This is a genomic window from Pelagihabitans pacificus, assembly GCF_009371985.2.
Classification (GTDB): Bacteria; Bacteroidota; Bacteroidia; order Flavobacteriales; family Flavobacteriaceae; genus Pelagihabitans; species Pelagihabitans pacificus.
The window spans coordinates 1438380-1450992 of sequence record NZ_VIKU02000001.1 but is presented as its reverse complement, the minus strand read 5'-3'; the positions used below and the strand labels follow the sequence as shown (position 1 = coordinate 1450992).

The 12613-nt window shown below is 46.0% G+C and carries 11 protein-coding genes; 9 read left to right on the top strand and 2 right to left on the bottom strand.

The annotated features are described in order from the left end of the window. Positions 1-62: 62 nt before the first annotated feature. Positions 63-1283, bottom strand: coding sequence for a M28 family peptidase (locus FK220_RS06385; protein ID WP_152573418.1), 1221 nt, complete (start codon positions 1281-1283; stop codon positions 63-65). Between the two features lie 85 nt (positions 1284-1368). Between FK220_RS06385 and FK220_RS06380 the strand changes: the two genes are divergently transcribed. From FK220_RS06380 to FK220_RS06365, 4 genes are all read left to right on the top strand, one after another. Then, positions 1369-2478, top strand: coding sequence for a TolB family protein (locus FK220_RS06380; RefSeq protein WP_152573417.1), 1110 nt, complete (start codon positions 1369-1371; stop codon positions 2476-2478). Continuing rightward, positions 2466-3236 carry a prolipoprotein diacylglyceryl transferase family protein gene (locus FK220_RS06375; RefSeq protein WP_317168307.1) on the top strand — a complete coding sequence of 257 codons (771 nt, stop codon included), beginning with the start codon at positions 2466-2468 and terminating at the stop codon, positions 3234-3236. Before FK220_RS06380 ends, FK220_RS06375 begins: the two co-directional genes overlap by 13 nt. After that, positions 3208-4602 carry a radical SAM protein gene (locus FK220_RS06370; protein WP_152573416.1) on the top strand — a complete coding sequence of 465 codons (1395 nt, stop codon included), beginning with the start codon at positions 3208-3210 and terminating at the stop codon, positions 4600-4602. The genes FK220_RS06375 and FK220_RS06370 overlap by 29 nt, the downstream gene beginning before the upstream one ends. A 191-nt stretch (positions 4603-4793) precedes the next feature. Next, the gene (locus FK220_RS06365) at positions 4794-5024 is read left to right on the top strand and encodes a hypothetical protein (RefSeq protein ID WP_152573414.1); all 231 of its coding nucleotides are present in this window, start codon (positions 4794-4796) and stop codon (positions 5022-5024) included. A 1-nt stretch (position 5025) separates the two neighbouring features. On the opposite strand, the gene FK220_RS06360 is transcribed toward FK220_RS06365, so the two are convergent. Continuing rightward, on the bottom strand, positions 5026-7428 hold the full coding sequence (locus FK220_RS06360; RefSeq protein WP_152573413.1) for an outer membrane beta-barrel protein: 2403 nt from the start codon (positions 7426-7428) through the stop codon (positions 5026-5028). 190 nt (positions 7429-7618) lie between these two features. Between FK220_RS06360 and lepA the strand changes: the two genes are divergently transcribed. The 5 genes from lepA (at position 7619) to FK220_RS06335 (ending at position 12461) form a co-directional block, all read left to right on the top strand. Next, the gene (gene lepA, locus FK220_RS06355; RefSeq protein ID WP_152573412.1) at positions 7619-9415 is read left to right on the top strand and encodes a translation elongation factor 4; all 1797 of its coding nucleotides are present in this window, start codon (positions 7619-7621) and stop codon (positions 9413-9415) included. A gap of 125 nt (positions 9416-9540) precedes the next feature. Beyond that, positions 9541-9774, top strand: a complete 234-nt coding sequence (locus FK220_RS06350; protein WP_152573411.1) for a GTP-binding protein LepA — start codon at positions 9541-9543, stop codon at positions 9772-9774. A 135-nt stretch (positions 9775-9909) separates the two neighbouring features. Continuing rightward, the gene (locus tag FK220_RS06345; protein ID WP_152573410.1) at positions 9910-10794 is read left to right on the top strand and encodes a sugar phosphate isomerase/epimerase family protein; all 885 of its coding nucleotides are present in this window, start codon (positions 9910-9912) and stop codon (positions 10792-10794) included. 3 nt (positions 10795-10797) lie between these two features. Then, the gene (locus tag FK220_RS06340; RefSeq protein ID WP_152573409.1) at positions 10798-11958 is read left to right on the top strand and encodes a mandelate racemase/muconate lactonizing enzyme family protein; all 1161 of its coding nucleotides are present in this window, start codon (positions 10798-10800) and stop codon (positions 11956-11958) included. An 11-nt stretch (positions 11959-11969) separates the two neighbouring features. Continuing rightward, positions 11970-12461: a VOC family protein gene (locus FK220_RS06335; protein WP_152573408.1), complete on the top strand. Its 492-nt coding sequence runs from the start codon at positions 11970-11972 to the stop codon at positions 12459-12461. Positions 12462-12613: the final 152 nt, after the last annotated feature.

Below are 12613 nucleotides of genomic sequence, written 5' to 3'. Positions count from 1 at the left end.
GATTAGTATGTTTTAATCCCATATGGTTTTGTTCGAGGGAAATCGTACTGGGTTCCGAGGTATTAAAACTGTACTTCCGCTTCTATCTTTTTTCCGTTACGATCTACAATAACTGTGGTGGTACTCCTTTCCTCAAAAACGGATAAGGCCCGCATATAACTCATCATATCGACCACGGTACTGTCGCCCAGTTGTATGACCACATCCCCTTTTTGAAGTCCGGCCTTTGAAGCCGGCCTTCCTTCGGTGACCCCATCGATGCGCATGCCCTTACCTTCGAACAGATAATCGGGCATCACTCCCAGGGCTACCTTGAATCTGGGCACGTTTTCGCTTTCGTTCTTGGTTTTCCGAAAGGATAGTTTCGCATCATCGTCCAGTTCCTCGATAATGGTTACGATATAATCGGTAATCATTTCCATCCCTTCGTAATTCAATTTTGGCGAGTCGTCCGAAGGCTTATGGTAATCTTCATGCTGACCGGTAAAAAAGTGCAGCACTGGAATATCCTGTAAGTAGAAAGAAGTATGGTCTGACGGCCCTACTCCTGATTCGCCCAGCACCAAGTTGAACCCGGGGTTGGTTGAATTCAGTACCTGTCCCCATATGGGGGCCGTACCCGTTCCACTAATCGAAAGGGATTTATTTTCCCGGAGCCTACCCACCATGTCCATATTGATCATATAGTTCGCCTTCGACAGGTCGATGGTCGCATTTTTAGTGAAATAGTTGCTGCCCAACAAGCCCATTTCTTCCCCCGAGAATGCGATAAAAAGATAGTTGCTTCCCGTTACCGAATCTTTCAACCGCTCCGCCAATTTTAAGAGTACCCCGACACCACTGGCATTGTCGTCGGCTCCATTGTGAATAGCCTTTCCTTCGGCATACAACGAACCTTGGCCACCCATTCCCAAATGATCATAGTGGGCACCGATAATGACTGTTTTATCCGCCTGGTTGTCGATATACCCTATTACATTGGTTCCGGTAATCGTGCTATCGCCAGTACCATACCGAACTTCGGAATGGGGATCTGTTTTGGGTTTAAAAGTAAAGGTTTGAAAATAGGTGCCGGCATTCCCTTGGGGTTGCAGGCCTATGTCTTCCATACGTTCTTGAATGTAATTGGCAGCGATCAATTCCTCTGGGGTACCGGTCTCACGGCCCTTAAGACTGTCACTGGCCAGGAAAACGATATCATCCTTTAAGGAAACGGACTTCTTTTTTTCTGTTTTACAGGATAGAAATAAAATGACAACTAGGAATAAAAGCGTTCGATTCATGATATTTGCAATTATGGTTACGAAGATACTACAATCGCCCAAGGAACAAATGGGTCGAAGAACTGCAACAATCCAAAGATCTATTATGAGACTTTTTATCGTTACTTGTCTTTTACTGCTGTTGGGAAGCTGTAAAAGTGAACCGAAGAAGAAAACCGTTCCCGAGGCACCGGTAGGAACCTCCCCCATGGCCGGAAGTGATACGCTCATTTATCCCGAGGAAAAATATTTCAAGAGCATTCGACAGATCACCTTTGGGGGAGATAATGCGGAGGCGTATTGGAGCTGGGACGACAAACAGATGATTTTTCAATCGAACAATCAAGACTGGGGCATGAAATGTGACCAGATGTTCTTAATGAATATCGAAGAGAATTTCAAGGAAACCAAGCCGCCCATGGTCAGTACGGGAATGGGACGTACCACCTGTGCCTATTTCCTGCCCGACAACCAACATTTTGTATACGGCTCTACCCATTTGGCAAACAAGGAATGTCCCGAGGTACCCCTGCGTAAAAACGGAAATTACGTCTGGCCCGTATACGACTCCTTTGATATTTTCGTAGCCGATTTGGAAGGAAATATCACGGCCCAACTGACCGATGAACCGGGCTATGACGCTGAAGCGACGGTTTCGCCCAAAGGGGATAAGATCGTATTCACATCGACCCGAAGTGGCGATTTGGAACTCTACACCATGAATTTGGACGGTAGCGATGTGCGACAAATCACCAATGAACTTGGATATGACGGGGGCGCTTTTTTCTCTCCCGATGGCAGCAAGTTGATTTTTAGGGCTTCCCGGCCCAAAACCCCGGAGGAAATCAAAAAATACAAAGATCTATTGGCCGAAGGGCTCGTAGAGCCTACCGAAATGGAATTGTTTATCTGTAATGCCGATGGCAGCGACCTGAAACAATTGACCTTTTTGGGAAATGCCAATTGGAGTCCGTTTTTTCACCCTTCAGGCAAAAAGATTCTATTCTCGAGCAACTTTGAGGCCGAAAAAGGCTTTCCGTTCAACCTCTATTTTATCGATATCGATGGCAAAAACCTGGAACGTGTCACCCATGGGAAGACCTTTGATGCCTTTCCGGTATTTTCCAATGACGGGAGGTATTTGGCATTCTCCAGCAACCGAAATAATGGTGGCACGCGCGACACTAATTTGTTTATTGCGGAGTGGCAGGAATAACACTTCCCTTCGAACCTATGCTGTTCGGCACAAAGATCAATATGCATTTGGTGCTGGAGTATTTGGCTTTTTTTGTGGCCTTTCGGTACTACGTGGTGCTCCGAAAAAGAAGTAATGATCCCATCTCTTCGAACAACCGCCTTTCTATTATAATCGGTGCCATTTTCGGGGCGCTGTTCTTTTCCCGCCTGGTCGCTTTTTTGGAAAATCCACCGCTTCATTGGGAACAGGGATGGATTGCCCTGCTCAACAATAAGACCATTATGGGCGGGCTCTTTGGAGGACTCCTAGGGGTAGAGTTGGCTAAAAGAAAAATCGGGGAAAAACAGTCCTCCGGCGATTTGTTTACTCTTCCGATTATTCTAGGGATTATTATCGGACGCGTTGGATGCTTTTTGGCAGGGGTCAAAGAATTCACCTACGGCAGGGAAACCACCTCTTTCTTTGGAATGGATTTGGGTGACGGACTTCCAAGACACCCCATCGCGCTCTATGAGATTGTATTTCTTGTTTTTGTAGTTGTCTTGATAAGACAACTACAAAAACAACGGAATTGTTTTGAGAGCGGAACGTGTTTCAAGCTTTTTATGATTGCTTATTTTACGTTTCGTTTCGGAATCGAATTCCTAAAACCCAATACGTTTTTCTTCATGGGCTTGAGCAGCATCCAATATTTATGCCTAATTTGTCTTGCATACTACTATAAAACCATCCAGAAAGGGATTGCCCATGCCTACCAGAAACTACACCTATTATGATTTCACGCTGAGTCTTTGCCCCGAATGTCTAAAGCGGGTCGATGCCAAAATTGTCTTTGAGAACGATAAGGTGTATATGTTAAAAACCTGTAAGGAACACGGCCGAAGTAAGGTGCTTATCGCAGATGACATCGACTACTACAAAAACATTCGCAACTATAACAAGGCCTCGGAATACCCCAAGAAATTCAATACCAAGACCCATTATGGCTGCCCGTACGACTGCGGACTCTGCCCCGACCATGAGCAACATTCCTGCTTAACGGTCGTTGAGGTGACCGACCGTTGTAACCTCACATGCCCGACCTGCTACGCGGGTTCCTCGCCCACCTACGGTAGACACCGGAAGCTAGAGGAAATCAAGAAAATGTTGGATGCGATTGTCAAGAATGAAGGAGAGCCGGATGTGGTGCAGATCAGTGGGGGCGAACCAACGATACATCCACAGTTTTTTGAAATACTGGATTATGCCAAGTCATTGCCGATTCGCCATCTCATGGTAAATACGAACGGCATCCAAATCGCGAAGGATTTTGCCTTCACCGAGCGATTGGCTACCTATGCCCCTGATTTTGAAATCTACCTTCAGTTCGATTCACTGGACAATGGGGTATTGCAAACCCTGCGTGGCGCCGATTTGGCCGATATTCGTTTGCAAGCCTTGAACCATCTGAATCGTCTTAATCTGTCGACCACCTTGGTAGTAACCTTGCAAAAAGGATTGAACGATCATGAAATGGGACAGACCATCGACTTCGCATTGAAACAGCCCTGCGTGCGGGGAGTCACCTTTCAGCCCACTCAAATTGCCGGTCGTTTGGAGAATTTTGAGGTAGATGAAAACCGAATAACCCTTACCGAGGTACGACGAAAAATTCTGGAGCAATCCCCTCTTTTTCAAGCGGACGATTTGATCCCCGTGCCGTGCAACCCCGATGCCCTGGTAATGGCCTATGCGTTAAAATTGGGCGATGAGGTGAGTCCGTTAACGCGTTATATCAATCCCGATGATTTGTTGAACGAAGGCAAGAATACCATCATTTACGAACAGGATGAGGAACTGCACGGCAAGATGATCGAACTTTTTAGTACGGGCAACTCGGTCGAAAAGGCCTCGGAAAACCTAAAAAGTATTATGTGTTGCTTGCCCGAAATCGATGCTCCGGAATTGGGTTACGATAATCTGTTTCGGATTATCATCATGCAATTCATCGATGCCTATAATTTTGACGTGCGGGCCATCAAGAAATCCTGCGTACATATCGTCAATAAAGATTATCAAATCATCCCGTTTGAAACCATGAACCTGTTTTATAGGGATGAAAAAGTAAGATATTTAAAACAGTTACAGGAAGAGATGATATGATTGGTATTTTGTTATTGATGTTCGGCCCGGCCATTGTTTTTCTAGTGATAGCGATTATCGGATTGATTCAAAAGAATAAAAAAATGGCCAAGATATTTTTTATACTAACAGGCGTGTATTTATTAATAAGTTTGGGTATTTGCGGCATCATGCTGGCAAATTTTTCATTGGACACTAAATAAATGGATGGCATGCAACCAGGATTTCCATTGTTTTTAAGGATTCCCCTTGAAATAGGTGACTTGAGCGGACTGGTAGTTTTGATATTGCTCATTATGATGGGTCCGGCCTTGGTACTTTTTATGATAGGTCTTATCGTGCGAAAGTCCAATAAAAAGGCGGCCAAGGTGCTATTTATCCTTGCAGGGGTGTACCTTTTGATAAGTCTGGGTATATGCGGCGGGCTTATGGGAGGGTTTTAGACTAGATTCGTCTGCGTTCATCGACTCGTTTTGATTTTCGGTTTCCTCTAATGCCGACATTACCGAATCGATATCGGAATCCAAAAGTAAACAATCGGTTCTCGGGCCGAAATGAAGAACTGTTGTTTTGGTTCAGGAAAACACGGGTATTGAAAAGGTTGCCCTGATTGAAAATATCGTCTACGCCCATCGAGATACTCGCCCTTTTGTTCCAAATGGTTTTTCGAAGATTAATGCTTAATCTGTTATAGGAATCCTGACGGGAGTTGCCTCTTACCAACGGAGCGTAATAAATGAAATCAAGGTCGGCCGTTAGGCTGCGGTCCTTCAAGAAAGTCAGCCCCTGACTGGTTCTTACATACCACGTCCATAATGCATTGTCAAGCGGTAGCGCGGAGTCCAAATCGATAAACCGATTTTCAAGGTAATAGGCAGATAGCATAAAGTAACAATTCCAACGGTTGGTGATGTTCTTGTTGATGTTTAAATCGGCTCCGTAGGAGATATCCCTAACCAAGTTGGTGCTAATAAAGCGCAAGAGGTTGGCCTCGTTATCTTGAAAAACCTGTCTACGGTATTGATTCTTCTGATTTCTATAAAAAACCTCAAGGGTATAACTTCGGTCAAAAGTATATCCCATTGCGATATAATTACGGATGGCGGGCAATAGGTCCGGATTTCCCTCGACCACGGAATTATTGCTCTGAAAATATTGAAACGGATTGATGCTATTATATCGTGGACGGTTGATTCGTCGATAGTAATACAGGTTATAGGCGTTTTTTTTGCTGGGGGAATAGTTCAATGAGAGCGAAGGGAATAGTTCCAAATAGTTGTTCTCATTTGTTTCCGGATCGATGTCCAAATCACCTAAGGTCTCGGTGTATTCGGCCCGAAGTCCAGCCTTTAGCTTCCACCGGTCCCAATTGCCGTCAAAACTGGCATAACCCGCATAGATCGATTCATCATAATCAAAGTTGCCGGCTTCGGTAGGGTTGATGCCCGGTTGGTCACGGTCAAACCCCTCTTGACTAATCGTGCTTTTGGAAATAATTCCCGCGTATCTTGCTCCTGTCTGCAACTCAACCGACGTACCCCATGGTGTACTGAAATCGGTCTGTAAACTTAAGAGTACGATACGCTGCTGGGAGGTGGTGATAAAATCGTTTTCGCCTGTCAGGATACTGTTCACATCCAAAAAATCGGTCTGTAAATCCTGATTTTGGTTTGAGTCGTAATACGTATAATGGGAATTGACCGATAGCTCGGCACCGTCTTTTTTAAATCGATGTACCCAATCCACGTACAAAGAAGTATTGAGCCTTTCCCGTTCCGATTCATTCACGGTGATAAAACTGCTCAATAGGTTTCCATTGGAGTCGTCGATCAAGGTTTCGGATTTGTCCGAACGCCGCACCTTGGGAATATAGGAGTTAATCGTGGAGATTCCGAGGGTATTTTTCGTATCGATTTCCCAGTCAAAGAAAGCACTTAGCGAGTGATTTTGTTGTTGCCATGTCTGTTCCTGTTCCGCGGTCCAGATAGTTACGGCAGCATCCTCGGGGAGGAAATTGGCGACATCGGTAATGCGGGTCAAGTTTTTACTATCCCCAAAACTATAGTTGAATGAGAAATCTGTTTTCTTGCCTTTAAAATAATGATCGGTACCGAGTGTGTGCTTCGGAAAAACGCCCTGGGTGTACCGATTAAAAAGTGCCCCGTTGTACCCCGAGACGAGATTCTTACTCATCTTGATGTTGATCAATACGCCACCTTCGGCACTATATCGGGCGGGTGGATTCGTAATGACCTCGATGGCTTCCACATTATTCGCCGAAGTACCCGATAAGAGATTGACAATGTCTTGTCGCGGCAAATTCACGACTCTGTCATTGATCATCACCCCAACGTTGTTACTGCCCTTGACGGTTAATTCGTTCTGTAGGATTACAACCGAGGGCGTTCGTTTCAAAACCTCCCAGATATCGGCATCCGCCAAGGAACTATTGGCTATCGTAAAGACGAGGCGGTCTATTTTTTGCTCAAAACGGGGCTGGGAAACCACCACAACTTCATCAAGGGTTTGTTCCTCTCTCAGCCGAATCTGGAAATTGTTTATATCCTTGAACAGCTCAATCAGTTCCGGTTCCGATTCGTTCTCGATATAGCTGGCTTTGATATAGTAACGACCACCAGCGATGTCAGTAATATGAAATAACCCTTTTTCATCCGTGGAGGTTCCTTTAACCAGCGTGGTATAGGTGCTATCCAAGAGAAAAACGTTCGCGAAGGCAATAGGCTCGCCCTTTGTGCTGTTTACTTTCCCCGTTACTTGATATACCTGTGAGAGCACAGTAGGCCCAAGCAACATCAAAAACGACACTAACAAAAAAAAATTCCTCACAGAATACGCTACTAAAGTGCCAAAGCTAACACAATAAATCCGTAATTACCTACAAAAACTGTGGGCGTACCTATATTTTTCGATTATGTGTATAATTTGACATTATTGTAGGGACCTAGCAATACCCTTTAGATTTTGCGTTATCTTTGCCATCGCTCCTGAAACCTCCTCGGTTGAAGAAAAAAGAAGTATGAAGCACATTCGCAACTTTTGTATTATAGCCCATATCGACCATGGTAAAAGTACCTTGGCAGATCGTTTGTTAGACTTTACGGGATCGGTGACCGATCGTGAAAAGAAAGAACAATTGCTCGATAATATGGATTTGGAGCGGGAACGTGGCATCACCATCAAAAGCCACGCGATTCAAATGGATTACACCTACCAAGGAGTGGAGTATGTACTTAACTTGATCGATACCCCTGGTCATGTGGATTTTTCCTATGAGGTTTCCCGTTCGATAGCTGCTTGCGAGGGGGCACTCTTGGTGGTCGATGCCGCACAAAGCATTCAGGCCCAAACCATCAGTAACCTATACCTGGCCCTGGAAAACGACTTGGAAATCATCCCCGTACTCAATAAGGTCGATTTGCCCAGCGCCAACCCGGAAGAGGTCACGGACGATATCGTCGACCTATTGGGATGCAAGCCCGAGGAGGTTATCCCGGCCAGCGCAAAAACAGGCATCGGCATCGAGGAGATATTGACTGCCATTATCGAACGCATACCGGCCCCTAAAGGAACGGTCAACGAACCTTTACAGGCCTTGGTGTTCGATTCGGTCTACAATCCGTTCCGAGGGGTAGAGACCTATTTCCGAGTCATCAATGGGGAAATTAAAAAAGGACAAAAGATAAAATTTGTCGCAACGGACAAAAGCTATTTTGCCGATGAGGTGGGAACCTTGAAACTAAAGCAGCATCCCAAACAGAGTATCAAGGCAGGGGATGTAGGATATCTGATTACGGGCATCAAGGATGCGCGTGAGGTAAAGGTAGGGGATACGATTACCGATGCTGCAAACCCTACCCGGAATGCGATTGAAGGTTTTGAGGATGTTAAACCCATGGTCTTCGCGGGAATCTATCCCGTGGATACGGAGGATTTCGAGGAACTGCGTTCTTCCATGGAAAAATTACAATTGAACGATGCCTCATTGGTATTTACACCTGAAAGCAGTGCTGCCTTAGGTTTTGGTTTTCGTTGTGGATTCTTGGGGATGCTCCACATGGAAATCATTCAGGAACGGTTGGAACGGGAGTTCGATATGACGGTCATAACCACGGTCCCCAACGTTAGCTACCACGCATATACCCGAAAAGACCCTGAAACGGCCATCGTCGTCAATAACCCCACAGATCTTCCAGATCCTTCGACCATCGACCGGGTCGAGGAACCCTATATCAAAGCGACCATCATCACCAAATCGGATTTTGTGGGCAACGTAATGTCGCTGTGTATCGATAAGCGTGGTTTGATAACCAACCAGACCTATCTCACTACGGATCGGGTAGAGTTGACTTTTGATATGCCCCTTGCCGAAATCGTGTTCGATTTTTACGACCGCCTAAAAACGGTATCCAAGGGCTACGCCTCGTTCGACTATGCACCGATCGGGATGCGCGTTTCAAAATTGGTACGTGTCGATATCTTGTTGAACAGCCAGCCTGTGGATGCACTCTCTGCCTTGATTCATTTTGACAACGCGGTAACCATTGGGAAAAAAATGTGCGAGAAACTAAAGGAATTGATTCCCCGTCAACAGTTCGATATTCCGATACAGGCGGCGATCGGTTCCAAAATCATTTCAAGGGAGACCATCAAAGCATTGCGTAAAGATGTGACCGCCAAGTGTTATGGAGGGGACATCTCCCGTAAACGAAAGCTGCTTGAAAAGCAGAAGAAGGGCAAAAAGCGCATGCGACAAGTAGGGAATGTGGAAATTCCACAGCAGGCATTCATGGCGGTATTGAAGCTAAACGACTAAAAGTCCGTCCCCAAACGAATACTCCCCAAACAAGAACCTTTTTTATTTTCCTACATTTAACACCGGACAAGACAATATCTTTGTGTACGTAAAGTTATATTTGCGATTAATAGTCTCCCAAACCAATGACCTTTTATATTGCCCAATTTACCGCGAAACATCGTGTTGTTCAAGTAGAGCAGAATTCTATTTTCATATGGAAACAGGAAAGTGGCGACATCGACCCCTCACTTTTGGAAGACAAGATTCTAAGGGAATCGGCTTCGCATTTTTTCCAAATGGTTGCCGGTGACAACTACCCTATTGCGAAAGAAGATATCGCTATTACCGTATGGAAAACGGAACCGTTTTCAGGATAGGGTTGCTTTTTAGTTCCATTGTCGCCAAAAATTGCTTCATTTTGAAGGAATAAAAGTCCATTTTGCTTGTTTCAGGAAGTAAGAAGTTAAAAAATTTAAAGTAACTTTCAGAAATCCTATCAAGCAACCCACCCTATGGAATTAGCGATACACAATTGGATGCGGGCCGAACCTCTGGAAGAAACCGTGCGCCGAATTTCCAACCTGGGCTACACCAAATTGGAAATTCAAGGTGCGCCTGAAATGTATGATACAGAAGAAGTAAAACGACTCTTGGACAGTTATGGTGTCTCCTGTTGGGGAACGGTAACCTTAATGCTCGAGGATCGCAATATGCTTGCCAGGGACAAAACGCAACGGGAAAAGTCGGTCCAATACGTCTTGGACCTGGCAAAAATGGTGAAAGAATTGGGAGGATCGGTAATTTCGTTGGTTCCCGCTACGGTCGGAAAAACAGTACCCGATGGCCGGCCCGAAGAGGAATGGCAATGGGCCATAGAGGGTATTCGGAAGGTCTATGCGTATACCGAGGCCGAAGGTCTCTTAATTGGCATAGAACCCATTAATAGATTTGAGACCTATTTTATCAATCGAGCTGATCAGGCCTTGGCGTTGGCAGAAGCGGTCGGCCCGAATTGTGGGGTTTGTCTCGACACTTTCCATATGAACTTGGAAGAAGATGATCTCTGCGCCGCCATTCGACGGGCCAAAGGCCGATTGGTGAACTTTCATGTGGCCGATAACAACCGTATGGCCCCTGGAATGGGAAAGCTAAACTGGAAAAAAATAACGGACACCCTCAGGGAGATCGATTACGATTCCGTGCTGTCGGTCGAATTCTGTGCCCCCATCGATAGAACCCCTGCGAACCCCTATCCAAATTCCATTGACACCAACCCACAAGGGTTAAGTGAAGAACAGCGAAAATTCCTGGAAGACCACGGTAGCGCCGCCGTTACGAGGGAGTTTTACGAGATGTTGACCCAAAAATCGGTCGAAACCCTAACGCCATTTTTGTAACGGATGAAGATTGCGAACATAGAGGCGTATTGGCTGCGATGTCCGATTGAGACCGATAAACAACATCGGTCGGATTATGGCCTATTGACCCATTTTGATATGACGTTGGTAGTCGTGACCACCAAAGATGGTCTTCAGGGCTTCGGAGAGGCCAAGGCGGCGGTAGGCTCCTCGGGCTCGTGTGCCTCTATCGTTCATTGTATAGAAAACGATATAAAGCCCCAACTGATAGGGAAGGATGCACGGAACATCACGAAAATATGGGAACATGTCTACAACGGTCCCCGTGATCATTATGCACTTACCAGGGGAAGAAAATTTCCTATTTTGGGGCGACGGGGATTGACCATTTCAGCGTTGAGCGGGGTCGATACGGCTTTGTGGGATTTAAAGGGAAAATCCCTGGGCGTTCCCGTAGTGGAACTGTTGGGAGGTCCTTGTCGGCAAGAAATGGAAGCCTATGCCAGTGGGGGTTGGGCCGATGAGGCCCAGATCGGTCAACAGCTATTGAGTTATACCAATATGGGATTCAAAGGCGTCAAAATGCGAGTGGGTGTCATGGATGCCACGGTGAACGATAGTGTTCGACGGGTACGTGCCGCAAGGGAAGCGCTGTCCGGGAATATAAAGCTTATGGCAGATGCCCATGGTACTTTTAGCGTACCGGAGGCCAAACGGTTTTGCAGTGCGGTCGAAGATTGCGACCTCTATTGGTTCGAAGAACCAATTAATCCAGACAACCGACGGGGAACGGCGGAAGTAAGACAGTCCACCAATATTCCCATAGCGGCAGGAGAAAGTGAATACACCGCCTTTGATATGCGTGATTTGATCGAACTAAGGGCCTTGGACGTGTTACAACCCGATTGTGCAATCGTCGGTGGCATTACCGAAGCGATGCGCACCGCCCAATTGGCCCATACCTATCAATTGGAATTGGCACCTCATTGTTGGGGTTCGGCCTTTTCGTTTATGGCTGGGGTCTCCGTGGCTTTTGCCGCTCCCTCTGCCAATGTCATCGAGTTTTCATTGGGAGGCAACCCGATGATGTACGACTTGGTCAACGAAAAAATAACCGCGAAAAACGGAATGATCCAAGTCCCCTCCGCACCGGGATTAGGGGTCACTCCCAACTGGGATTTTGTAAGAGAGTTTAAACAGTAAATAATACGATCATGGCAAAGGCAGTCAAAATCAATCATGTGGCCTTGGTGGTCAGCAATCTGGAGGAAGCCTGCGAGTTTTACGAGCACGAGCTGGGATTGGAACCGATTCCCGCCTTCTTATTCGACTACCCAACGGCCTTTTTTAAGTTCAATGAGGAACAACAATTACATTTGACCGAATGGGACGATGTCTATTCGTTTCGAGGACATATCTGCGTACAGGTCGATGATATCAACACCATTTTCTTCCGGATGAAAGAGTTGGGGGTCATTGATATCGCACCCTGGGGCAAAGTGCGTCAACTCCCCGACGGTGCCATACAAATGTTCGTTAGGGACCCTTCGGGAAATCTAGTGGAAATTTCATCAGCACCTGGCGCGCCTATTGATAAAGCCATTTTTGAAGACGAGCTCTATCAAGACGGCATCTACGTCTCCGGGCGAAATGATTTCAGGGGCTACAAATCCAAGGATGCGACCCTTTATCATGGAGATACCTAAAGAGTTACGAGTAGCAGGTTCGAGAGTGGTCGGGATAAGATCCTTCTTCCATTTTGGAATACGACTGTGAGGCCGCGCTATTTTGCTTGGTTTAGATGAGGCTTGTCGAGGCGCCCTTGCCCGAAATCTAAGCCCAAAAAAACTCAAATCAC

Excerpts from the sequence above, each read along its gene's own strand:
- FK220_RS06385 (WP_152573418.1), bottom strand. The coding sequence starts at position 1,283 with ATGAATCGAACGCTTTTATTCCTAGTTGTCATTTTATTTCTATCCTGT.
- FK220_RS06380 (WP_152573417.1), top strand. The coding sequence starts at position 1,369 with ATGAGACTTTTTATCGTTACTTGTCTTTTACTGCTGTTGGGAAGCTGT.
- FK220_RS06370 (WP_152573416.1), top strand. The coding sequence starts at position 3,208 with ATGCCTACCAGAAACTACACCTATTATGATTTCACGCTGAGTCTTTGC.
- FK220_RS06365 (WP_152573414.1), top strand. The coding sequence starts at position 4,794 with ATGCAACCAGGATTTCCATTGTTTTTAAGGATTCCCCTTGAAATAGGT.
- lepA (WP_152573412.1), top strand. The coding sequence starts at position 7,619 with ATGAAGCACATTCGCAACTTTTGTATTATAGCCCATATCGACCATGGT.
- FK220_RS06350 (WP_152573411.1), top strand. The coding sequence starts at position 9,541 with ATGACCTTTTATATTGCCCAATTTACCGCGAAACATCGTGTTGTTCAA.
- FK220_RS06345 (WP_152573410.1), top strand. The coding sequence starts at position 9,910 with ATGGAATTAGCGATACACAATTGGATGCGGGCCGAACCTCTGGAAGAA.
- FK220_RS06340 (WP_152573409.1), top strand. The coding sequence starts at position 10,798 with ATGAAGATTGCGAACATAGAGGCGTATTGGCTGCGATGTCCGATTGAG.
- FK220_RS06335 (WP_152573408.1), top strand. The coding sequence starts at position 11,970 with ATGGCAAAGGCAGTCAAAATCAATCATGTGGCCTTGGTGGTCAGCAAT.